The 22,037-nt window shown below is 61.2% G+C and carries 25 protein-coding genes and 1 tRNA gene; 11 read left to right on the top strand and 15 right to left on the bottom strand.

Annotation, left to right across the window (positions count from 1 at the left end):
• Nucleotide 1: 1 nt before the first annotated feature.
• Together leuS and AAC029_RS08430 are read right to left on the bottom strand one after the other, a co-directional pair.
• A complete protein-coding gene (gene leuS, locus AAC029_RS08435) occupies nucleotides 2–2,599 on the bottom strand; it encodes a leucine--tRNA ligase (RefSeq protein ID WP_339746301.1) in 2,598 nt (865 codons plus the stop codon).
• A gap of 38 nt (nucleotides 2,600–2,637) precedes the next feature.
• Complete coding sequence (locus tag AAC029_RS08430) at nucleotides 2,638–3,144, bottom strand: DUF3576 domain-containing protein (RefSeq protein WP_339746299.1); 507 nt, start codon at nucleotides 3,142–3,144, stop codon at nucleotides 2,638–2,640.
• Nucleotides 3,145–3,600: 456 nt separating this feature from the next.
• Between AAC029_RS08430 and AAC029_RS08425 the strand changes: the two genes are divergently transcribed.
• The gene (locus tag AAC029_RS08425) at nucleotides 3,601–4,674 is read left to right on the top strand and encodes a hypothetical protein (RefSeq protein WP_339746297.1); all 1,074 of its coding nucleotides are present in this window, start codon (nucleotides 3,601–3,603) and stop codon (nucleotides 4,672–4,674) included.
• 103 nt (nucleotides 4,675–4,777) lie between these two features.
• Nucleotides 4,778–5,281, top strand: a complete 504-nt coding sequence (locus AAC029_RS08420; protein WP_339746294.1) for an NtrZ family periplasmic regulatory protein — start codon at nucleotides 4,778–4,780, stop codon at nucleotides 5,279–5,281.
• On the opposite strand, the gene AAC029_RS08415 is transcribed toward AAC029_RS08420, so the two are convergent.
• Entirely contained in the window at nucleotides 5,278–5,898 is a 621-nt protein-coding gene (locus tag AAC029_RS08415) for a thiamine phosphate synthase (protein WP_339746291.1), read from the bottom strand. The genes AAC029_RS08420 and AAC029_RS08415 overlap by 4 nt on opposite strands.
• Here AAC029_RS08415 and AAC029_RS08410 point away from each other — a divergent pair.
• A complete protein-coding gene (locus AAC029_RS08410; RefSeq protein ID WP_339746289.1) occupies nucleotides 5,897–6,571 on the top strand; it encodes a YggS family pyridoxal phosphate-dependent enzyme in 675 nt (224 codons plus the stop codon). The two genes, AAC029_RS08415 and AAC029_RS08410, sit on opposite strands and share 2 nt — an antisense overlap.
• Before the next feature lie 115 nt (nucleotides 6,572–6,686).
• Here AAC029_RS08410 and AAC029_RS08405 read toward each other — a convergent pair whose 3' ends face one another.
• Nucleotides 6,687–7,190, bottom strand: a complete 504-nt coding sequence (locus AAC029_RS08405) for a L,D-transpeptidase family protein (RefSeq protein ID WP_339746286.1) — start codon at nucleotides 7,188–7,190, stop codon at nucleotides 6,687–6,689.
• A gap of 258 nt (nucleotides 7,191–7,448) precedes the next feature.
• Between AAC029_RS08405 and AAC029_RS08400 the strand changes: the two genes are divergently transcribed.
• Together AAC029_RS08400 and AAC029_RS08395 are read left to right on the top strand one after the other, a co-directional pair.
• Complete coding sequence (locus tag AAC029_RS08400) at nucleotides 7,449–8,135, top strand: response regulator transcription factor (RefSeq protein WP_339746285.1); 687 nt, start codon at nucleotides 7,449–7,451, stop codon at nucleotides 8,133–8,135.
• Nucleotide 8,136: 1 nt separating this feature from the next.
• The gene (locus AAC029_RS08395; protein WP_339746283.1) at nucleotides 8,137–8,763 is read left to right on the top strand and encodes a DUF922 domain-containing protein; all 627 of its coding nucleotides are present in this window, start codon (nucleotides 8,137–8,139) and stop codon (nucleotides 8,761–8,763) included.
• A gap of 6 nt (nucleotides 8,764–8,769) precedes the next feature.
• Here the strand turns inward: AAC029_RS08395 and xth are convergent, their stop codons facing one another.
• The 4 genes from xth to AAC029_RS08375 all read right to left on the bottom strand — a co-directional run bounded on the left by xth (nucleotide 8,770) and on the right by AAC029_RS08375 (nucleotide 13,676).
• Nucleotides 8,770–9,582 (bottom strand): exodeoxyribonuclease III, encoded by an 813-nt coding sequence (xth, locus tag AAC029_RS08390; protein WP_339746281.1) that lies wholly within the window; start codon nucleotides 9,580–9,582, stop codon nucleotides 8,770–8,772.
• A gap of 24 nt (nucleotides 9,583–9,606) precedes the next feature.
• The gene (locus AAC029_RS08385) at nucleotides 9,607–10,215 is read right to left on the bottom strand and encodes a hypothetical protein (protein ID WP_339746278.1); all 609 of its coding nucleotides are present in this window, start codon (nucleotides 10,213–10,215) and stop codon (nucleotides 9,607–9,609) included.
• Nucleotides 10,216–10,516: 301 nt separating this feature from the next.
• Nucleotides 10,517–11,176, bottom strand: a complete 660-nt coding sequence (locus AAC029_RS08380) for an outer membrane lipoprotein carrier protein LolA (RefSeq protein ID WP_339746275.1) — start codon at nucleotides 11,174–11,176, stop codon at nucleotides 10,517–10,519.
• Between the two features lie 82 nt (nucleotides 11,177–11,258).
• Complete coding sequence (locus AAC029_RS08375) at nucleotides 11,259–13,676, bottom strand: DNA translocase FtsK 4TM domain-containing protein (protein ID WP_339746273.1); 2,418 nt, start codon at nucleotides 13,674–13,676, stop codon at nucleotides 11,259–11,261.
• Between the two features lie 106 nt (nucleotides 13,677–13,782).
• On the opposite strand from AAC029_RS08375, the gene AAC029_RS08370 reads away from it, so the two are divergent.
• Nucleotides 13,783–15,057: a UbiH/UbiF/VisC/COQ6 family ubiquinone biosynthesis hydroxylase gene (locus AAC029_RS08370; RefSeq protein ID WP_339746271.1), complete on the top strand. Its 1,275-nt coding sequence runs from the start codon at nucleotides 13,783–13,785 to the stop codon at nucleotides 15,055–15,057.
• A gap of 100 nt (nucleotides 15,058–15,157) precedes the next feature.
• On the opposite strand, the gene AAC029_RS08365 is transcribed toward AAC029_RS08370, so the two are convergent.
• From AAC029_RS08365 to AAC029_RS08345, 5 genes are all read right to left on the bottom strand, one after another.
• Complete coding sequence (locus AAC029_RS08365) at nucleotides 15,158–15,697, bottom strand: DsrE family protein (RefSeq protein ID WP_339746268.1); 540 nt, start codon at nucleotides 15,695–15,697, stop codon at nucleotides 15,158–15,160.
• A gap of 65 nt (nucleotides 15,698–15,762) precedes the next feature.
• Nucleotides 15,763–16,071, bottom strand: coding sequence for a DUF971 domain-containing protein (locus AAC029_RS08360; protein WP_339746266.1), 309 nt, complete (start codon nucleotides 16,069–16,071; stop codon nucleotides 15,763–15,765).
• Nucleotides 16,071–16,277: a Trm112 family protein gene (locus tag AAC029_RS08355; RefSeq protein ID WP_339746263.1), complete on the bottom strand. Its 207-nt coding sequence runs from the start codon at nucleotides 16,275–16,277 to the stop codon at nucleotides 16,071–16,073. The genes AAC029_RS08360 and AAC029_RS08355 overlap by 1 nt, the downstream gene beginning before the upstream one ends.
• Nucleotides 16,278–16,288: 11 nt before the next feature.
• Nucleotides 16,289–17,197 (bottom strand): thioredoxin, encoded by a 909-nt coding sequence (trxA, locus tag AAC029_RS08350; protein WP_339746261.1) that lies wholly within the window; start codon nucleotides 17,195–17,197, stop codon nucleotides 16,289–16,291.
• 63 nt (nucleotides 17,198–17,260) lie between these two features.
• The gene (locus tag AAC029_RS08345; protein ID WP_339746259.1) at nucleotides 17,261–17,782 is read right to left on the bottom strand and encodes a prolyl-tRNA synthetase associated domain-containing protein; all 522 of its coding nucleotides are present in this window, start codon (nucleotides 17,780–17,782) and stop codon (nucleotides 17,261–17,263) included.
• Nucleotides 17,783–17,915: 133 nt separating this feature from the next.
• Here AAC029_RS08345 and AAC029_RS08340 point away from each other — a divergent pair.
• Nucleotides 17,916–17,990: transfer RNA gene (locus AAC029_RS08340), tRNA-Gly, on the top strand.
• Between the two features lie 407 nt (nucleotides 17,991–18,397).
• Here the strand turns inward: AAC029_RS08340 and AAC029_RS08335 are convergent.
• Both AAC029_RS08335 and AAC029_RS08330 read right to left on the bottom strand, forming a co-directional pair.
• Nucleotides 18,398–18,784, bottom strand: a complete 387-nt coding sequence (locus AAC029_RS08335; protein WP_339746257.1) for a helix-turn-helix transcriptional regulator — start codon at nucleotides 18,782–18,784, stop codon at nucleotides 18,398–18,400.
• 7 nt (nucleotides 18,785–18,791) lie between these two features.
• On the bottom strand, nucleotides 18,792–19,772 hold the full coding sequence (locus AAC029_RS08330; protein ID WP_339746255.1) for a LysR family transcriptional regulator: 981 nt from the start codon (nucleotides 19,770–19,772) through the stop codon (nucleotides 18,792–18,794).
• 76 nt (nucleotides 19,773–19,848) lie between these two features.
• Between AAC029_RS08330 and AAC029_RS08325 the strand changes: the two genes are divergently transcribed.
• Genes AAC029_RS08325 through AAC029_RS08310 form a run of 4 tightly spaced genes read left to right on the top strand, consistent with a single transcriptional unit; the run spans nucleotide 19,849 to nucleotide 21,909 of the window.
• The gene (locus AAC029_RS08325; protein WP_339746252.1) at nucleotides 19,849–20,487 is read left to right on the top strand and encodes a hypothetical protein; all 639 of its coding nucleotides are present in this window, start codon (nucleotides 19,849–19,851) and stop codon (nucleotides 20,485–20,487) included.
• Nucleotides 20,484–21,080, top strand: a complete 597-nt coding sequence (locus AAC029_RS08320; protein WP_339746250.1) for a GNAT family N-acetyltransferase — start codon at nucleotides 20,484–20,486, stop codon at nucleotides 21,078–21,080. Before AAC029_RS08325 ends, AAC029_RS08320 begins: the two co-directional genes overlap by 4 nt.
• Complete coding sequence (locus AAC029_RS08315) at nucleotides 21,077–21,664, top strand: isochorismatase family protein (RefSeq protein ID WP_339746248.1); 588 nt, start codon at nucleotides 21,077–21,079, stop codon at nucleotides 21,662–21,664. The genes AAC029_RS08320 and AAC029_RS08315 overlap by 4 nt, the downstream gene beginning before the upstream one ends.
• A complete protein-coding gene (locus tag AAC029_RS08310; protein ID WP_339746246.1) occupies nucleotides 21,661–21,909 on the top strand; it encodes a hypothetical protein in 249 nt (82 codons plus the stop codon). The genes AAC029_RS08315 and AAC029_RS08310 overlap by 4 nt, the downstream gene beginning before the upstream one ends.
• Nucleotides 21,910–22,037: the final 128 nt, after the last annotated feature.

Raw genomic sequence — 22,037 nt, 5'->3', positions numbered from 1 at the left:
TTTATCCCGCGACGATATTCACGATGCGATCTGGTACCACGATCACTTTGCGTATCGTAAGCCCTTCCAGCGAACGCGCTACTCCTTCTTCGGCAAGCGCGACTTGTTTGACCGATTCCTGGTCCATTCCCTTGGCCACGGAGATCTCGCCTCGACGCTTCCCATTCACCTGAACCGGAAGCACCAGCTCAGATTCAACCAGGAGAGCTGCGTCGACTGCCGGCCATGGCGCATTAATGACAAGGCCTTCACCGCCGAGCCGCTCCCAGCATTCCTCAGCCAAATGTGGAATGAAGGGTGAGATCAGGCGAGCCAATATGCCAAGGCTCTCAGCTCGCGCCCCGATCATGGCGTCGCCTTCACCCTCAGCCTTGCGCAGGGCGTTGACGAGATCGTGGACCTGGGCAACGGCCGAGTTGAAGCGAAAGCCTTCAATGGCCTCGGTGACACCTTTGAGCGTCCTGTGAGCGGCCTTTCGCAGCTGCAGGGCGTTGCCCTCGGCACCAGACGCGACATTGAGCGGACCGGGCGCGCCTTCGGGCAGTGAAATGGTCACAGTCCAGAGACGCTGGATGAAGCGCCACACGCCTTCGACGCCGCTATCGGTGTATTCGACATCGCGTTCGGGTGGCGAATCTGACAACACGAACCAGCGCGCCGCATCGGCGCCAAAATCCTCAACGAAGGCGTCGAGATCGACGACATTCTTTTTCGATTTCGACATTTTCTCGATGCCACCGATTGTGACAGGCTTTCCGGTCGCGATTTCGGTCGCACTATCGTGCTTGCGCTCGACTTCTTCAGGCGACAGCCAGCGGCCATCACCCGCTTTGAAAGTCTCGTGCGTCACCATGCCTTGCGTAAACAGTCCGGCAAACGGTTCGCCGCTTTCCATGTTCAACAGGTCAGTATCGTTCAGGGCCCGCGTGAAGAATCGCGCATACAAGAGATGCAAGATGGCGTGTTCGATGCCGCCGACATATTGGTCGACGGGCATCCAGTGCTTGGCTTCTGCGGCGTCAAACGGAAGGTCGTCGGCCCAGGGCGAGGTAAAGCGCAGGAAATACCAAGACGAGCAGACAAAGGTGTCGAGCGTATCGGTCTCGCGCAGCGCCGGCTTGCCGCAAGCGGGACACTCGGTATGCTTCCAGGTCGGATGGCGCTCGAGCGGATTGCTGGGATGGTCAAACGTAACGTCTTCGGGAAGTTCGACCGGCAGTTGGTCCGCAGGCACTGGGACCGCGCCGCAATCATCGCAGTGAATGATCGGGATTGGGCAGCCCCAATATCGTTGCCGCGAAACCAGCCAGTCGCGCAGGCGGTAACTGGTTGCCCCCATGCCCAGCTTGAGCGTTTCAAGCTCGGCGATGGCCCGCTCAAGCGCGGTTTCGGTGCTCAATCCGTCCAGGAAGTGCGAATTGATGATGGTGCCGGGGCCGGTATAGGCCTCAGATTTAACCTTGTAGCTATCCGCATCTTCCTCGGGCGGAAGGACAACCGGGTTGACGGCGAGGTCATATTTTCGGGCAAAGTCCAGATCACGTTGATCACCGGCGGGTGAGCCGAAAATTGCTCCTGTACCATAGGATGAGAGCACGAAATTGGCGGCCCAAACCGGCAATTCCCAAGTTTTGTCAAACGGATGTTGGACTGTGATGCCGAGATCGACCCCACGCTTGGGGGCCTTCTCGATGTCCTCGGCGGTCGTCCCCATACGCGAGCATTCCCGCATGAAGAGATCGACTTCGGGATTCTCTTCCGCGATTTTGCGGACGATCGGGTGGTCGGGTGCCAAGGCCAAAAAGCTGGCTCCGAACAGAGTGTCCGGCCGGGTCGTGAAGACGTCAATGGTCGGACCAAACTCGGATGCGAGCGCGTCCTCGTTCAAGGGGAAGGAGACATTCGCACCGCGCGAGCGGCCAATCCAATTGGCCTGCATGACGCGAACCTTTTCCGGCCAGCGGTCCAGGGTTGCGAGCGCGTCAGTGAGCTCATCGGCGTACTCGGTGATCTTGAAGAACCATTGATCAAGCTCGCGCTGGATCACCAGTGCGCCGGAACGCCAGCCACGGCCGTCAATCACCTGCTCATTGGCCAGCACGGTTTGATCGACCGGATCCCAATTGACCTTGGCGGTCTTGCGGTAAACCAGGCCTTTCTCGAAGAATTTCAGAAAAATCGCTTGCTGGTGCCGGTAATAGGACGGATCGCACGTCGCAAACTCCCGGCTCCAATCAAGTGCCAGGCCGAGCCGTTTGAGCTGGCCCCGCATCACGTCGATATTGGCATGGGTCCATTTGCCTGGATGGACGCCGCGGTCGCGGGCCGCGTTTTCGGCCGGCAGGCCGAAGGCATCCCAGCCCATCGGGTGGAGAACATCAAAGCCGCGCGCGCGTTTATAACGGGCGATGACATCGCCCATCGTGTAGTTCCGCGAATGCCCGACATGGATGCGACCCGACGGATAGGGAAACATCTCAAGCACATAGTATTTAGGCTTGCCGTTTTGAGCCTTCGGCCCACCGGCCCGGAACGAATCACGCTCCGCCCAAGCCGCCTGCCACTTTGGCTCGGCTTCACGTGGATTGTATCGGCTCATGTCCTTGGCTCGCAGCATTCAACCGCGTACCCGGTGCCCTAATCTTCCAGCCGCGCAATGCGGAGCTGACGAGCTCGGGTCAGGATAGCGTTTTCAATTTCATAGGAGGTTTGCGGGTTGGTCTCGGCATCAATCCAGCCGCCGCCCTCTTCGCGTACCTGGCGGAACACGTTGACGGCGAGCGCATCGGCCCGCAGACGCGTGTCGAGGATATAGACGGTAAGCTTGAACCGTTCGCTCGTCATCTGTGGATTGGCGTACCAGTCCGTGATGATGACGCCGCCGAATGGGTCGACTTCCGACAATGGCATGAAGCTGATCGTGTCGAGGCTGGCGCGCCAGAGATAGCCATTAACGCCAATGCCTTCCGGCACGACCGGGCTGTTGCTGCGTAACGGGTTGGGCAGGCTCGGTAAATGAAAACCGGAGCGTTGCTCTGACGATGCGCCGCTATTGGAAGCAGCGTCGTTGCCCCGTGAGGCGCAGGCTGGGAGGAACAGGATGGCGGAGAACAAGACTGCGCCAAGAATCCGACGGTCGGACATGTGCCGTTACTCCTTCGATGCAAGACGGCGAAAACACTTCCCGTATGCCTGTTTCTTGCGATCTTTGGCATCCCGGGAAGGTGTGTATAACACGCGATCTTCGTCACGCCAGCGCCGAAAGGCACCCATGTGAGCGTGGCATGTCTGCAACATGTCGCAAGGATAGCTCTGATTAAGGGGTGGTGGCGCTTGACCACAGCCTGTCTCTCGCATCCATTAACGGCGCGACGTCCGGGGGGACGGGGCCGATCGGCGGGGCCGCGAGGTATGAAACGGACATCCAGCGCGATCCTTGTCGCGGCTTTGTTCGGGATACTCGCGGGCCCGCCGGCTTTGTCTCAGACTACATTTTCTCCAACAACATCTGATATATCAGACGGATTTGAACCGGAATTCCGGCTTGATTTCGGCAGCGTATGGCTTGTTGGCGATGGTACTCAATCGGGCGCGGACCTGTTGTTCGACGTCGATGCTGAACTCAAACTTGAGACGTTTACGGCATCCGGCCAACGCTGGGGTTTTGTCCTCGGTGGCCGGTTGGAACGCGATTCCGGACGCCGGGCCTGGGGTGGTCGAGTTGGAAATTGCCCTGCGGGGTCAGGTGATTGTGCGACCATACTGGTCGACGGAACCCCACGTGGCGTGCGTGCGGCGAGCTCCGGATTTCAGTCTGCGGTGACGGAGGCCGACGAGGGCACCCGGATCGCGCTGCAGTCAGGTTACGGCTATCTCGATATCGGCTGGGGTGAGCTGCGGATGGGTTATGGCGCAGGCGCGGCCGATCTGGACCCGGCCAGTGGACCAACGGCTTTCCGGCTCAGCCGGGCCGATGGCGGCCGGGTCGATTTGACCGGATTGAGCGGTGCCCGGACGCGCAATCTCACCTCGGGCGTTTCACCCAAGTTAGTCTACCGTTCGATTGCTGTTGGACAATCGTCCAGCATCGGTTCGCTACGCATTGCCCTATCGTTCACACCCCGGGTTCGCGATTGCGGCGTTGATGCCTGCGCCTGGCGAGCCGGACCGGCCGGATTGCTGAGCCCGGTATCCGACGATGTCTGGGAATTTGGCGGCCGTTATGAGATCCGTCGCGGCGAGCACGAGTTTGCCGCCAGTCTGGGATTGAGCGAGGGCGCCGAGGCGACCGGCTTGGCCGGTTTTGCCGGAATCAGCACCCGCGATGTCGGATTGCGCTGGACGCATGGCGGGCTCAGCGCCGGTGCGCGCTGGTTGCGGTCGAATAATGGCGTCGCGTCTGACGGTGCCTATGAAGCTTGGTCGGTCTCGGCGGCCCTCGAACAGGGTCCGTGGCTGACGGCGCTGGAGCTGGCCCGGTTCAGTGATGATCTGGTCCATGTCGATGGTCAGACGGTGCAGTTGAGCGCTTCGCGCCTGGTGGGCGAGCATTGGGTGGTTGGCGGCGGCATCCAGGCGGCCAGCCGTGACGACCCGGTGACCGGGCCGCTGGGGCGGTCCGAAACCCGGCTGAACGGTTCGGCGATCTTCCTCGAATTGGGTTGGCAATTTTGACAAATCCGCCACAGCTGAATGGATTCTGCAACCATGAAGGCAGAATCCGCTTGGGGAGTCGGTTTCAAGTAGCTAGGTTGATGGCTCAAGGGAGTTTAGTTCCATGTCCAAGTGGGGATTTTGCCGGGCCTTTTTGGCCAAAAGCGTGATCGCAGGCTCGATCGCGACGGCAATGCTCTGTGCTGCGCCAGCAGCTTTTGCGCAGGAAGATGCCGCTCTTGCCCCTCAGACGCAGCCGGTTGCGACCAGCGAGTCTGATGTCCGGGCTGACGTCCGACCGACCACTGAGCTCGGCGTCGAAACACCTTGGTATGAAGCTTTCACGCTGTCGATGAATGAGAATACGCGTCCGGGTTTCGATCTGGAATCGACGGTTGACTGGGAATCCCCCGGTGGCCGTTGGGGTGTTCGGGTCGGCATTCAGGATGGTCCGGATCTTCGCAGCGATAATAGCGATCTCAGCGCCGGCGCCTTCATCAATCTGGGTGATCGTATTCGCCTGGGTGGTCAGGTGCGGCTGGTTTCGCCAGATGATCTGACCTTCCGGCTGACCGACAACGTCGTGCGTCAGCCCGAAATCAAGTTTGAATCCGCCCTGCGCTTCTAGCTCTGCGCCACGGCGCCGACGCAGCAAATCCCCGCAAAACCCAATCCGACCAAACGCTTTCCCGTGCGCGCGTTGACGCCGCCGAGGGGATAGACGGGCATGCCCGTCGCCTGAACCGCTGCTGCGGCGGCGAATGGCCCATGCGGCCGCGTCGCGCTGATGCTTTGACTGGCAAATGTCGTTGAGTGGAACACCGCATCAATACCGGCGCGGCGGGCGCGAAAAATCGCGGCGGGTGAATGCGCCGATGCGGTGAATATCCGCCGGTCACCGCGCACCCGGCGCGAGCCGGCCTGACTGAGCAGACGCTCGGGCCAGTGAATTCCGTCAGCGCCGATCTGGTCCGCCAGTTCCGGATCGGCGGAGACCAGCAGGCACAGACCGCCTTCACGGGCCAGTTCAGCCAGTTTCAAACCCGTCTCGACCCGGTCGGCGGCGCCAAAATGGCGAAAGACGAGGCCCGTTCCCGGCGCCAGCGTTTCGGCGAGGCGAAGCGGGTCATGGGTCCTGTCGGGATCGGTGAGCGCAAAAAGCGCCGGCAGGTCCAGCGCCATCGGGCCGCGCACCCGCAGGGCCAGTCTTGCCAAGGCGAGCTGTGCATCATATGGCCGCGTCATGGACACTTCTCCCGATCTCGCTGCCCGTCGCACTCATCTGCTCGCCCAGCTCGGCGCCGCAGCACAACAGGCCAAGCGCGCCCCTTCTGATATCACTCTGGTCGCCGTGTCAAAGCGCCAGCCTGATGCCCTGCTCGACGCAGCGCTTGCGGCCGGTCAGCGCGTATTCGGCGAAAACCGTGTCCAAGAGGCGATGGAGCACTGGTCCGCGCGGCGCGCGCAGCATCCAGATCTCGAATTACGCCTGATCGGGCCGCTGCAGAGCAATAAGGCGCTTGAAGCGGTGGAATTGTTTGATGTCATCGAAACCCTCGACCGCGACCGGCTGGCCGCAGCGCTGGCGAAGGCGATGACAGCGACGGGGCGCTCACCGCGCATTCTGGTCCAGGTCAATACCGGCGAAGAGCCGCAGAAGGCCGGGATCGCCCCGGCTGAACTGCCCGCCTTTCTTGCACGCATGACCCAGGACCATGGTCTGCGGGTTGAGGGATTGATGTGTATTCCGCCGGCGGTTGAGCCGGCAGGCCTGCATTTTGCCCTTTTGGCGAAATTGGCAAGGCAAAATGGCCTGACCGAGCTTTCGATGGGGATGAGTGCTGACTTCGAGACCGCGGTGGCGCTTGGCGCGACATCGGTGCGCATCGGCACGGCCTTCTTTGGCGAGCGTGACTAACATTTACGCATTTTCGAACCGCAAAACCGGCTTCCACTTTTGCGACAAATGCCGGGTCTTTAGGGGTCGCATTTTCGAACCGCAAAACCGGTTTCAACTTTTGCTGAAAATGCTCTCAGGCTTCAATCACCAGCCAGTCGCCAGGCTTGGCCTGTGACAGCAGGAGCCTGACATCGGCGGGGTCGAGCGCGATACAGCCTTCTGTCGGTTCGTAATCACCACGCTTGCAATGGAGAAAGATCGCCGAGCCGGCGCCGGGTTTGGGCGGGTCATCATTATGCCCGACCACCAGGATGATGTCGTAAAGCCCGTCCTCACGTGAAAGTGTTTCATGCGGAGCGGAATAAGGCAGTCGTACCGGGCGGTTATAGGCGGGGTCGCCGGGATCGTCGCACCAGCCGTCATCCGGAGCGATGGCGCGAACGGGCAGCGCGGTCTGTGGCGCCTTGATCCGGTCGGCGCGGTAGAGCACCCGGCGCAGTTGATAGCGACCGGTTGGTGTGGCGCCATCGCCTTCCTGCTTGAGGTTTTCGGGGCAAATGCCACTGCGGCCCAGCGCGATCCGGACGCGTTTGCCCGCCAGATCCATCCAGCCTGATGCAGAGGCAATCCAGTCCATGGCAGGGTTCCGGCAAGGTCAGGGTGGTCGGCGAGGGACGCCTTCGTCACGACCAAAGGCCATGTCCGGCGTCCCCGTCGCCTTCCCCACCACGGCAGGGTGTCCGGAGCCCGGACTCCACGGTTAACAAGCAATATTCAGGCCAGAAATCAAGCGCTTGGAATAAGGCCCCCCATCTCAACCCGGCAAATATTGCCGGGTATATCCTACCACTCGGTAGTATTTGCCTTGTTGTGGGAAATCGGCATGATTGGCGTCATGAGCACACAAAAAACCATCCTGATCGTCGATGATGATGACGATCTGCGCGACGCCCTGGTCGAGCAGTTCGATTTGCATGAAGAATTTCAAACACTCTCGGCGCGTAATGCGGGCGAAGGGATGACGGCGGCGCGCGACCAGCGGGCCGATCTGATTCTGCTCGATGTCGATCTGCCCGACATGGACGGCCGCGATGCCTGCCGCCTGATGCGCAAGAATGGCGTCACGGCGCCGATCGTGATGCTGACCGGCCAGAACACGGATTCCGATCAGATCCTCGGCCTCGAATCCGGCGCCAATGATTATGTCACCAAGCCGTTCAAATTCTCGGTCCTGCTGGCCCGGGTGCGGGCGCATTTGCGCAGTCATGAGCAGAGCGAGGACGCTGTGTTCCAGGTTGGCCCCTATGAATTCCGGCCATCGATGAAGCTCTTGCTCACCGCTGACCAGAAAAAGGTCCGTCTGACCGAGAAAGAAACCAACATCCTCAAATATCTCTACCGCGCCGGCAGCAAGGCCGTGCCGCGCGAAGAGCTGTTGCACGAGGTGTGGGGCTATAATCCGGCGGTCACTACCCACACGCTGGAAACCCATATCTATCGTCTGCGCCAGAAGATCGAAGCGGACCCATCGCATGCGCGCCTGCTCGTCACCGAGAGCGGCGGATACAGGCTGGTGCACTGAAATGGGCGCGCGGGTCGTTTTCGGCCTTGCGATCGCCTTGTTCACAATAGGCTTTTGCAGCCCCGCCTCGGCGCGCCAGGCACCGCCCGAATTTCCGCATGTCGAACAGATTCCGGTCCGGGTCGATCTTCAATTTTACGATGTCGAGGGCCGCAATGACCGGCTCTTGAATGAGAGCGTCCAGTTTAGCGGGCCCCTGGGTGTCGACGCCGACACGCAGACCTATATGTCGAGCTTCTGGCAATATCAGAATTTGGACGGACGCTGCAGCGCTACCGTCATCGATATCCCGCTCGACATCACCATCCGCTACCCGCATTGGGTCGGCTATGAGCGTGCCAGTCGCTCACGGCGCGCCAATTGGGACCGCCGCCTGGCCGTGCTCGAGGCGCATGAGAACGGGCACGCGACCCTGGCCTATGCTGCCGCACTCGATCTCTACAATGCATTGCTGGCGTTTGGACGGGACGCCGATTGCACCACATTCAATGATGAGATGCAGGCGATTGGCGATACGGCCATGTCCGAGCTGCAGCGGCGGCAACGCGAATATGACCGGATCACCCGGCATGGCTTGCGTCAGGACGATTATGACTGGACGCCGATACTCGGACCGCAGCCTGACTGATAGGGCCTAGAGGTTCAGCTTGAGCACGACCGGCGCGTGATCTGACGGCTTTTCCCAGCTGCGGACATCATCCCAGATCTTGAGGGCGTCGCGGCCACCGGAAACGGCCTGGTCGCGCAGTTCCGGCGAGACCCAGATATGGTCGAGACGGCGGCCGCGATTGGCGGCCTTCCAATCCTTGGCGCGATAGCTCCACCAGGTGTAGATTTTCTCGTCCATCGGGATCAGCTCGCGCGCGACATCGCTGAACTGGCCCGCGAGACGAATGCGCTCCAGGGCCTCGACTTCGCCCGGCGTGTGGCTGACGACTTTGAGCAATTGCTTGTGTGACCAGACATCATGCTCATAGGGGGCGATGTTGAAATCGCCGACCAGCATCAGCGGTGTTTTCTCAGCGGCGCGCGCGCCAAAATAGCGCTCCAGCTTGGCGAGGAACTCCATCTTGTGGGCGAAGCGGGGATTGATCGCCGGGTCTGGCTCATCGCCACCGGCCGGGATGTAGAAATTGTGCAATTCAATACCCGCGACGCCGACGCGTTGATGCCGGGCTTCGGCGCGCGGGCATAAATCCTCGTCTGACAGGTCTTCGAGCGGCAGCTTGGATGCGATGGCAACGCCGTGCATGCCTTTCTGGCCGCGAATGTGGAAATGCCGAAAACCCATTTCCCGAAAGGCCTCTTCAGGAAATTGTTCGCTCAGGCATTTGATCTCCTGCAGGCACAGCACGTCCGGATCGGCTTCGGCGACCCACGCGGCCACGCTCGGTGCGCGCAGACGCACAGAATTGATGTTCCAGCTCGCTATCGAAATACCGCTCATGGCTGTGTTCTTTCGTCGTAAATCTCAGAGAATATTATAGCTGGCACCGGCAAGGCCGACCGGCCAGCGGCCACGTGCGAACAGACGCCAGCGAGCGAGGAAAGGGTGTGGCGGGTCATCGTCTTCCGCCTCGGCCATGATCACCAGCGCCGCGCCATTGGCGGCTTGTGCCAGGGCGCCGGCGGCGGCATGCACGAGTTCCATATCCTCGATATCATCGATGGCCGCAGCTTCCTCGACGGCATCGCGCGAGGAATCATGGGTTTTGCTGCCGACCTGGGACAGGGCCACATTGACCGCTTCCTCATCGAGCCGCTCAAGCACACGGGTGATCAGGCCAGCGCGCAGCATCTCCTCCGCCTCCCAGCCAATCGGATCGCGATCGAGGCTTTCGGCAGCCGTTGCGGCTTCGCTCCAGTCGGAAAGCAGGGCCGGCTCGGCCTCCGGGAAGCCGAGGCCGTCGAGATAGGCGCGGGCCAGCGTGCGATCGCGCGGGTCTAGCGGCTCGCCAAGCCTGGAGAACCAGGTATTGGCGTTGAGGCTCTCGGCAAAGGCGCGCGCCTTGTAGAGCAGAGGGATTTCCTCGAGCAGACGTGTGAAATCCACGTCGTCGGAATTGTCGTGAAATTGCATGAAATCTGTTTAGCCCCCATCGGCGCGGCTGCACAGGATAAATGCGTGTGTGAGGCTGAGCTGAAACGAAAGACGCCCGGTCTCAAGGGGAAGGAGACCGGGCGCCAAGCTTTGCGCGAATTCGCTTCGTCGCAGCGCCGGGAGGGGATTAAGCCGGCGCGACTGGGTTCAGGATCCGCAAGCGGGGGGACGAAGCCGATCCCTTGTTTCCTCAGTCAGCGACGTAATAGCGCCACAGCCTGGAAAATAATGCAAATAAATTATTGGACAGGTATTGCGTGTGGTCAAAATGTCGCAGCTGTCAGCGGCGCCCACGCCGCGAATCGCGACCTTCATTGGGGTCCGGAATCACAAACAGGCGTGGGTTCAATGCGACGTCCGCCTCTGTCTCAACAAGGCTCACGCGGGTGACCTCGCCCAGCGCATCGGTGACGAACCACTCGCGCAGCTCATAGTTCGCTTCGTCGAAGACAAATTCAATATTGCCTTCCATCTGGCCGTCGGGATCGCGCACCATAACGGAAAGAAAGCCATGTTCGCTCGTGATATCGACAATTTCGGCATCGGTGGCGATGTCGATATCGGATTTCAACAGCCACCAGAGCGGTGTCGAGCGCAGCGGTGCCCGATCAACGGTCTCCAGGTCCCGGTCTTCCAGCGCGACAGTCGTGCCATCGGCAATCACCCGGATTGGCGAGGGATCGTCATACTCGAACAAGAGCCGGCCAGGTCGCGACATCGACAATACGCCGCGCGAGGGGCTGCCATCCGGCGCGATCTGGAGAAAATGGGCGCGCAAGGTTGTGATCGAATTGAGATAGGCATTGACGCCAGCAATCGCCGCTGCCCTGTCGAGCGTCGCCGGTGCGGGCTCGGTCTGCACGGTTTCAGGTGCGGGCAAGGCGTCGGGCGGGTTGGCCGAAGCCTGGAGCATCAGGGCGGAAATCAGCAGAGTAATCATGATGCCAAGCTGCCGTGTGATTGCGGCCTGAGCAAGGCCTCAATGTTCATATGCCCGTCACCCAAACCCGTCACGCAACCCTCTACGCCACATTGTGTTCCGGCAGGTAGATTTCGCGGCGGCCGGCATGGTCGGACGGGCCAATCATGCCCTCTTCTTCCATACGCTCGACCAAGGTCGCGGCGCGGTTATAGCCGATCTGCAGCCGGCGCTGGATATAGCTGGTGGAGCATTTGCGGTCGCGTGCGACCAGGGCGATGGCCTGATCAAACAGCGCATCGCCGCTGCTGGCTTCGCCGTCCAGTCCGAGCGCACCGCTCTCGCCGTCATCGCTATCGGCGGTGACCGCATCGAGATATTCCGGCGCGCCCTGCTTTTTGAGATAGGCCGCGACGTCCTCGACTTCGGTGTCGGAGACGAAGGGGCCGTGCAGGCGCCGCAGACGTCCGCCACCGGCCATGTAGAGCAGATCGCCCATCCCAAGCAGCTGTTCGGCGCCCTGCTCACCGAGAATTGTGCGGCTGTCGATCTTCGAGGTCACGGAATAGGAAACCCGGGTCGGGAAATTGGCCTTGATCGTGCCGGTGATGACATCGACGGAGGGGCGCTGGGTCGCCATCACGACGTGGATGCCCGCCGCCCGTGCCATTTGCGCCAGGCGCTGGACCGCCGCCTCGATCTCCTTGCCGGCGACCATCATCAGATCCGCCATCTCGTCGATCACGACGACGATGTACGGCATCTTCTCGGCTTGGATGATCTCGGTCTCGAAGATTGGTTCGCCGCTTTCGCGGTCATAACCGGTCTGGACTGTGCGCGAGAGGGGCTCGCCGGCCGCTTCGGCCACAGCCACACGCTCATTGAAGCCCGCGAGGTTGCGCACGCCGATCTTCGACATGCGCAGATAGCGGCTTTCCATCTCCCGGACGGCCCATTTGAGCGCCACAATCGCCTTTTTCGGGTCGGTGACGACGGGAGTCAGCAAATGCGGGATACCGTCATAAACGGACAATTCGAGCATTTTCGGGTCGATCATGATCATGCGGCAGTCTTCCGGCGGCAACCGGTAGAGCAGGGACAGGATCATCGCATTGATCCCGACCGATTTGCCCGAGCCGGTGGTGCCGGCGATCAGTAAGTGTGGCATCCGTGCCAGATCAGCGACAAACGGGTCGCCGCCAATCGTCTCACCCAGCGCCATCGGCAGCTCGGCCTTGCTCTCTTCGAAGACTTTGGAATTCAGCAGAGCGCGCAGGAAGACGGTTTCGCGCTTGGGATTGGGCAGTTCGATGCCGATCGCATTGCGCCCGGGCACCACGGCGACGCGGGCCGCGGTGGTGCTCATCGAGCGTGCGATATCATCGGCCAGATTGATCACCCGCGATGACTTCACCCCCGGGGCCGGCTCGAACTCATACAAGGTTACGACCGGGCCCGGGCGCACCTGGACAATCTCGCCCTTGACCCCGAAATCGGTCAGTACGCCCTGCAACAGCACGGCATTCTGGCGCAGAGCGAGCTCGTCGATTGCGCCATTGCGCTGTTGTGGTTTCGACAGCAGGTCGAGGCGCGGCAGTTTGAAACCCTTGGACCTGGCGAAAGCCAGCGAGCCCTGGGCCTCACGATGATCACGCTCCGAAGCCGCAGAGCGACGTGTCGGAGCGACTTTGACGCTGGAATTGAAGGCCGGTTGCGGCGCGTAATCGTCCTCGTCCTCATCGCTGGCATCGCCATCGGCCGCGCGCATGGCGCGGCGCAGAACGGGCTCTTCGCGCGTCGGCGACTCGCGGCTGTCCGCTCGTTCGCCGCCACCGGCGAATAACCGCCCCAGCGTCATCCCATGGCCACGCAGGGCGTCGAACCAGACCCGCAGCGTCGCCCAGCCGAGGCCGGCTGCGTCATAGGCGGCCGACAAATCGCGTGAGCGCAGCCCGAAGGTGAAGAATATCCCGGCGACGGCGAAGATGAGGCCGAAGGCTGCCGCGATGCCCGTCGCCGCAGGCAGATCGAGTGAGGCGGGCAGGCTGGCCAGTCCGGTCAGGGCCATATCGCCCAGTGCGCCGCCCAGTCCGCTGGCGAAGGGCCAGGCATTGGGCAGAGGTAGCGCACTGGCCGCAGCAGCAAAACCGGTCGTTCCAATCGCAGCGGCGAGCCAGCGCCAGGCGGCGATAGAGGCCGGACGGTGCAGCGGGTGACGCAGCAGCAACGCGCCGCCCCAGACGATCAGGGCAATCGCCGGTCCGGCGGCGGCCCAGCCGAAGGACTGGAGCAGGACATCGCTGGCGCTCGCCCCTGGCATGCCCATCAGATTGCGCACTTCGCCCTGCGCCGAGACGTTCCAGCTGGGGTCGAGCGCATTATGGCTCAGCAAGGCGGCGAGCAGAAAACCGCCCGTTACCAGCATCACTGTTCCCAGCAGGACGTCAGTCGTCCGGGCGAGCCAGAGTCGGCCCGGCTGCGGCGCTTCAGTCTCGGTTTGGGCTGCCGTGCGTTTGGTCATACCCCGGTTTAGCCCGACAAGGGTATCCGGGTGGTAAACAGAGGTTAATGCGGCTGCGGCGCGATGCCCGCTTTCCCGGACCGCAAAATCCCCTATTCTCCGCTGCATGAGCGAACAGGAATTCTTTAGCGGCGACGCCATCATTGTCGGTGGTGGACTGGCCGGGTTGACCCTTGCCCTGGCGATGGACCAGGCGGGTCTGAGCGTGGCTGTGATCGACAGCCTGCCGATCGATGCCACTCTGGCGCCAGAATTCGACGGCCGGGCTTCAGCGCTCGCCTATACCTCATGGCGCCTGTTTGAAGCGCTGGGGATTGCTGATGCCTTGCGGCCCCACACGACGCGGATCGAACACATCCTGGTCTGCGATGGCCGCCCCTATGGTGGTATTAAGCCCGGCGGGCCCGGGCCGCACAGCCTGCATTTTGACCGCCGCGAAATCAGCGAAGGCCCCGATGGCGAACCCCTCGGCTGGATGGCCGAGAACCGGCATACGCGTGCAGTGCTGGCCGATGCGGTGCTGCAGCGCCCGAATATTGTCTCCATCGCGCCGGCGACCGCGCAGCGCTATGAGACCCGTCCCGATGGCATCGATGTCGTTCTGGCCGATGGCCGACGATTGTCGGGCAAAGTGTTGATGGCCTGTGACGGCAAGTTCTCACGCACCCGCCAGCAGGCCGGAATTCGCAGTGTCGGTTGGAATTATGGCCAAAAGGGCGTGGTCGCTACCGTGCAACACGCGCAACCGCATAACGGCGTGGCCTATGAGTATTTCCTGCCCTCGGGCCCATTTGCGATTTTGCCACTTCCTGACAATCGCGCTTCACTGGTCTGGACCGAACCCACTGCTGTGGCGGACTCTTTGATCGCGGCAGATGCTGACACTTTCCAATGCGAACTCGAGCAACGCTTCGGGGACTTCCTCGGAGAGGTGCACCCTGTCGGGCCGCGTTGGGCCTATCCGCTGGGATTGCGGTTTTCCGAGAGCTTCTGTGCCGAGCGGATTGCCTTCGTCGGCGATGCCGCGCGCGGCATTCACCCGCTGGCGGGCCAAGGTTTCAATCTGGGTATTCGCGATGCAGCGGCGCTGGCCGAGATCTGTGGTGAGGCCAAGCGGGTCGGGCTTGATATCGGCGCCCTGACGACGCTGCGACGCTATGAGGCGTGGCGCAAATTCGACAGCGCGTCGCTCGCCGCCGGCACCGATATTTTCAATCGGCTGTTTTCCAATGATATCGAGCCTTTGCGGCAATTACGCGGGCTCGGCCTGTCGATCGTGAACAGTATCGCGCCGGCCCGGCGCTTTTTCATGCGCCAAGCTGGCGGCGAGACCGGTGATGTGCCGAAGCTTCTGCGTGGTGAACGGCTGGACGCGGCCTAGAGTGTTTTCATCGGCCCCAGGGTCAATGAAAATGTTCCAGTTCTTTGGTTTACCGCATTTTCGAATCGCAAAACCGGTCCCCACTTTTGCTGAAAATGCTCTAGAACGGGTTCAGCGTATAGCCGTCCTGTTGCAGCAGGGCGTGGGCCGTCATTGCCGAAAGCGCCATGGTGACGCCGGGCAGCAAATCTTCAACCCCGACATCATGATAGGCGGCGCTCTGGCCGCAGACATAGATCTTGACGTCGTGGGCGAGCAGGGTGGCGACAAGGTCAGCATTGGCGGGCTCGACGCCAGGCGTGTAGTGGCTGCCGGTCGAGACGTCCTCGACGGCGCCGCCATGCACCACGATGGCGAGATGGATATCTTCGGCAGGGACGCCGGCGGCCACATTCATATTGAGGAAACGCGCTGCGCTGACCAGGTTGCGGTTGAGGGTGCCAACATCAGCCGGGGTCGAGACATCGAAGACAACCCGGAACACGGTGCCCTCAGGTATCGGCATCTGGTTATCGACAGGAGCGACGGCGCCATATGCCTCGATCAGGGGCCCGGTGACAAAGTCTTCTGGCGCCGCCAGGGCGGACGTGGCGCACAGGGCACCGGTGAGGAGTGCGGCAAAGGCCGTAAATATTCGCATGAATCACCCGATTGGCAGCTTGATTGCCGAGCCTAGTCGGTGCGTCCGTGCGACGCCAGCTCCATTCACGCCGACTGTTCGGCTTGCCCCAGCGCGTAGAGATAGTCCCAGGTGAACAGGCCGCTATCATGACCATCATCGAACACCAGCCGAACGGCGTAGCGCCCGACAGGCTCGGCCGCGGAAATTTGAACATTCTCCTTGCCGGTCACGATGATTTTCTGATCCCGGCCATGGCCCTGAACTTCAGCGCTGGGGCTCTCGACCCGCAGGGTTTGGAAGGGAATCGCAAACGCCACGCCATCATCGAATCGAACGTGCAGCGCCTTGTCGGCTTTGGAGAAGCGCAGTTCTTCCGGCCAAGGGCGTGCCATCACGCCTGCTCCAGCTGACGGGCTTCTTCGGGTAGCATGATCGGAATGCCATCACGGATCGGATAGGCCAGGCCGGCGCTTTCGGATATCAGCTCCTGGGCCTCGCGATCATAGACCAGCGGGCCGCGGGTGACGGGGCAAACGAGAATTTCGAGCAGTTTCGGATCGACGACTCTGTTGGCCGATCCGGTGGACGGATCACTCATCATGGTCTCCTTCAGGCAAACAGGATCGAGGACAGGCGCCGGCGACCATCGCGAGCGACTTCGCTCATCGGTCCGGCCGCTTCAAATATCTTCAACAGCAGTGTGCGTGCGGCCTGCTCCTGCCATTCGCGATCCAGCGCGGTAATGGCCAGCAATTGATCGGCGGCGCCGGCATGGTCACCGCTGGCCAGAAGGGCTTCGGCGAGATCGAAGCGAGCCTGCAAATCGGAAGGTGTGGCCTCGACAGCTTGGCGCAGCGCCGCCGTCACGCCGTCATCGGTGGGCGTGGCCGCCGCCAGTTCCAGCGCGGTGCGTGCAGCTTCCACCGCCGGGTCATTGGCCCGATCATCAGGAACCTGTTGCAGAATCTGCGCGGCCTTCTCGTGATCACCCGATTTGATCCAGACACGGGCCAGACCGGCCAGCGCCGAGGGATGGCCGGGGTCGATTTGAAGCACGGAGGCGAAATCCTGGGCGGCGCCGCCCAGATCGTCGGATTCCAAGCCGGTCATGCCGCGCTCGACGATGGCCTTCAATTCAGCCTCGCTTGGCCCCTTGCCCGAAATGCGCGCGATGAAGTCTTTGATCTGGCTCTCCGGCAGGGCGCCCATGAAACCATCAACGGGCTGCCCGTCCTTGAAAGCAAATACGGCCGGGATCGACTGGACCCGCAATTGCTGGGCGATGCCCGGGTTCTCGTCGATATTGATCTTGACGAGACGCACGGCGCCTTCGGCCTGGCGCACGACATGTTCGATCATCGGGCCAAGCTGGCGGCAGGGGCCGCACCAAGGCGCCCAGAAATCGACCAGAACCGGAACCGTTTTTGACGGCTCGACGACATCGGCGACGAAATTGCTGTCGGAGGAGTCCTTGACCAGATCGTCGGTGTCGGGGGCTCCGGTATTGAACAGGGTCATGATGTGGCTTTCTTGCTGCGTCTTGCCGAGTAAGTGGCCCTCACGGGCCGCCGGTGCAAGGCGTTACATTGTGGCGTCTTCATCATCAACCAGGGTGGTGAAGTCAATCAAGTGCGGTGTATGGCCTGTCGATTCAGCGAAGCGGACCAGGTCAGCCGGTGCGAGCCCGGTCGTGGCGTCGTTCAGAAGTGGGTGGGAGTAGACGAGCGGCCAATCCATCAGTGCCGCATCGAGGATAAAGCGCACCCGTCCCGCCGTATCATTCAGCAGTGCCAGCGCCGTCACTGAGCCGGGCCTGACACCGAGTGTTTCCAGCAGCAACGCTTCGGGACCGAAAGAAAGGCGGGCGCTGCCCAGATGCCGGTGCAGCCGATTAAGCTGGATTTCGGTTTCATCCAGCGCGGTGATGAGAAAGGCTTGGCCCTTGCGGTCTTTGAGAAAGAGGTTTTTCGTGTGTCCGCCCGGCATGGTGGCCTTGATGTCGCGGCCCTCATCGACCGTGAATATCGGGCGATGGTTGACGGTTTCGTGCCCGATCCCGAGCCGGTCGAGGAGGGCAAACAATTCAAGGCGTGAAGCGCTCATCCATGTGTTGAAGCCCGACTGGCGAGCCGGATCAAGTCCTTGTGCACCGCGACGGAATCTCCCCCTTGCAATCCGTCGGTGTTTGCGCGATATACCCCGCTCCCTGGCGGGGCTAGACCCCGCATAGACATGAGCGGGCGTAGCTCAGGGGTAGAGCGTCACCTTGCCAAGGTGAATGTCGTGAGTTCGAATCTCATCGCCCGCTCCATTCTCCTCCAGATGTGAGCTGAGTATGGTTTGCCAACCGGTGCCGCCCATGGCGGAGCCGACGGCATGCCTTTGCCCTGCGCCCGAGTTCAGGACACTGGAGGAATAATTTGGCGAGAAAAGTTCAGGACTTTGCGGACGGCCTGGCCACTGCGCTCATATCGAGCGACGAGCCGGGTCGGCTGCGTGACAGGTTGAGATGAAACCAGGGATGGGCCATGGCGCGTGTATCGCGCTCGCTCGCATCCCTGTTTCGGAATGGTGTGGTTTCTGGTTGTTTCGAACGCATGATATGCCCCCTCAGCTTTGAGGGTCTCAAGCTGAGGGGGTCATATGGCGTAGGCTGGGCGCGACACAGGCAAAACCGTGACGTTTTCGTTCATCTGCCCGACAAGTCTTCGCTCGATGTCAGACTGAAAGCGAGCGCAGCAGGTCGATGACGCGCCGGCGTACGGTCTGGTCGCGAATGCCCGAAAACGCTGATGCCAAGGCCAAGCCATCAGGGCTGGCGATGAAATCATACAGTGTTTCGGAATCGGGACCCTTGAGCTCCGAGTCTCCGGCGCCATCAAGGCCCTCGAAGAAGTAAGAGACGGGAACTTCCATGACACGCGCGACGTGGAATAGCCGGCTCGCGCCGATGCGATTTGTGCCGCGTTCGTATTTCTGGACCTGTTGGAAGGTCACGCCAAGCTTTTCGCCAAGCTCTGATTGACTCATTTCCAGCAGGCTGCGCCGCAGGCGGAGCCGAGCACCGACGTGCTGGTCAATACTCGTTGGGCCTCTAGCACTCATGGGAACCTCATGTCTGTGGTTTTATTACTTCGATATCGCAGAATTCACCGGGATGGCAAAATTCCTCACGAAACCAGGGGTTATTTGTAGGGTCAAATATCTCGGTAATCCAGTCGCCAACACATTTTGTGCGCCCTACACGTTGGCTTCCCGGCATGTATTTTAGCCAAAATCGTACGTCTTGTCTTATATCATAGTCGAGTACGACCAATTCGTCCGGATATAGCGCAGCCAGATAGGTCGGCGCCATAGCGATTCCACCGCCATGGCGAAGTGTCTCGAGCAGGACGGAGCTTACATCGGTTCGGAATGCATAATTTATGTAGGCATCGACGACCTCAACCCGGTTCTCCCATAGAGCGAGGCCGCGATCATACTGCTCCAGCTTGAGAAAGCGCAGATTGAGCACGTCATGGGTCGATTTCGGCACGCCATAGGTATTGATGAATTCCCGCGATGCGAACGGCATGTAGTGCATGGTGCCCAGCGGCTCGGTGTGTGAATCCATGTCCTTGTCTGGAACAAAGGTGATCGATACGTCCGGTCCTGGCCCAACACCGGCATCGGCCCGCAACACGTGCATATTGATGCCGGGATTAACCCGCATGAAGCGCGGCAGGTGACGCGCCAGCCAATAGGTCGAAAGGCCATCGGACGCGTGCACCGTGACATCGCCGGTGTTCGAGGTATCAGAGCCGGAAATGCGCGATTCCAGTTGCTGGGCCGAGCGCTGCATGGTGCGAACATAGTCGAGCGCAGCTTCCCCGGCCTGGGTCAGCACGACGCCATCGGCGCGTCGATCAATCAACTGGGCACCGAGGCGGCTCTCAAGCTGGCGCATGCGTTTGCTGACAGTGGGTTGCTGACAACCCAATGCGGCAGCGGCGCTGCTCATTGAGCCGGTCGTCGCAACGGCATGGAAGATCTGTAGATCGTCCCAGTCGAACACATTGCGCCGCAGGCTGATGGCTGTTTCCTGACTATCCACTATTCCAACTTCGAAGAAGCCGCGTTGCCGGCGGCGGTGTTAAGCCAATTGGGTCACTCCTCAATTGGGAAGCCCGATGCGTAGTTCAATCGATGAGTCTAGCCGATCCCGGGCTGGCGTTCAATTTCAAGACGACCAACTCCATGCAGCTGTCGCGCCACATGGTTTCTCACAGGTCTACGAACACCAAATCGACGAGTTTCACCAGCTTGCCGATGAGTTGATCGAGGGTGAGATCGCCGGGCCGGACGCGCTGTGGCGTGTCCAGTCCTGGACTGGTCGCGCCCTGCAGCTGCGGCGCAGGGACGGCAAGGCCAATGCTCTGCTGGCCTCGATCCCGCTGACATCGGCTGGCGTCGATGCTTTGCTTGCGGGTCAATTCGGCTTTGCCAACGCGCAGCGTGACTGGGTTTGTAGCCCCACCGAACAGGCGCATGCGCTGTTATCCTGGGGCATGGCCGGACGGTCTCCGATGGACCAGGCGGCCTCATTGCGTGGCCTGCTGGCGGTTTGGTACGCGGTTTACGGCGATATTCGGGTCTATGCCCGTGCGCGTTCGACCCAGGGCCAGAAATTGATGTCCCGGCTCGGCTTTGTCCCGCTGGGCCGGCCCGACGGAGCGACCCTGCTGTTTGGAAGCACCGGATTTCCACATCGAATTGCAAAAATGCTGGCGGTCCGCAGCGGCATGCCTGCAGAGGAGAGTTACGCATGAATGCCGAGAGCCGAGACCGGATGCGCGTCACTGTCGCGCGCAGCTTTGACCATGTCGTGATGGCGATGACCCTGCGCGGCGTCACCTATCTCGGCGAGCAACGCGCGCCCTATAATGAAGAATATGACGGCAATGACCTGGTCGCCGCCTCGCACCTGATTGCCTGGCGCGGCAGTGAGCCGGTCGGTGTTTTGCGGCTGCGCTGGTTTGCCGATTTCGCCAAGGTCGAGCGAGCGGCGGTGCTGCCGACTTTTCGCCGGCATGGCGTGATGCGAGCGCTGATGCAGGAAGCGCTGAGCTATTGTGCCCGCCGCGGCTACCGCCGCGTGCTTGGTCATGCCCAACTTAACCGGGTTGCTTATTGGCGGTCCCACGGTTTTCGGGTTCGTCCAGGCCGCCCGAGTTTCATGTTCTCCGACTATGAATATGTCGAGATCGAACACCCGCTTGAGCTGCCGGCGAATGCGATCACGATCGATTCTGATCCGATGGCGATCATCCGTCCGGATGGCGACTGGGACCGGCCCGGGCCGTTCGACCGCTCCCTGCGACGCGCATCGCGCAAGCAGCGCCGTCCGGAGGAGCTGGTATGACGCCCTTCCTGCCGACACTCGTTCTGCTCGATTGCCAGCGCGAATCGCTTGATCCGGGCGAGGCGAACGATGACGGCAGCAATAACCTTGTCGTTGACCGCATTCGGCGTTTGCTGAGCTCAGCCCGCCTGTCTGGATGGCCGATCCTTCACTGCCAGTATCAAAGCAATCGTCCGGCGATCAATTGTGGTCTGACCGTGCCGGGCGCACCGATTGACGGGTTGCGGCCGCGAGCCCGCGAGCCGGTCTTTATCCGCAAGGGCCTGTCGGCCTATTCGGATCCGGATTTCGGCCGCATGGTCAAGCATTATGCGGGTCCACCCTGCTTTCTGGTCGGGTTCTCTGCGCCGTTTTCGCTGATGGCGACGATGTTCGACGCCGTGGCCCGCAGCCAAACCCTGACCGTGATCCCGGAGGCGGTCGGTGGCCGTGCCGTTGGCCCGCGCTCGGCGTCGAGTGTGCGCGACATATCCTTCGATCTGATCGACCGCCTGACCAGCACAATGCCCCTCGACGAAGTCGTCGGGAGCTGGCTTCGGGCACCGCAGCCTTCAACCCTGAAAACGATTGGAATGGGCCGATGACACAGAGATGCCTGTCGCAATATTTCCCGGATATCCAGCGTGCCGACAATGATCGGGACCGTCTGCAGGTCGCGGATCTGGTATTGGCGCTGGTCGAGGACGAGTTGAAAGCGCTCGAGACCAATGATGACGATCTGACCTATTTGATTGAAGTCCTGCGTTTTGGCGTTCAGCGCGCCCTGTTTGAATCTGGGGAATTGCCTGACCGGCTGAGCGCGGCGGACCTCCACGGCAAGACCCACTAGTCCGACTGACGCATTCACGAAGCTGTGAAGTCGTAGGGTTGGAATGTTCGGTCAAGCTCCCCATATGAGCTGTGGCGACGGAATACGACATTCGCGCCGTTAAATGCCCTGGAAACGTCTCCCCCGGA

It is taken from the genome of uncultured Maricaulis sp. (assembly GCF_963975345.1).
In the GTDB taxonomy this organism is placed as follows: domain Bacteria; phylum Pseudomonadota; class Alphaproteobacteria; order Caulobacterales; family Maricaulaceae; genus Maricaulis.
The sequence above is the reverse complement of the archived record's forward strand: the minus strand, read 5'-3'. Positions and strand labels throughout refer to the sequence as shown.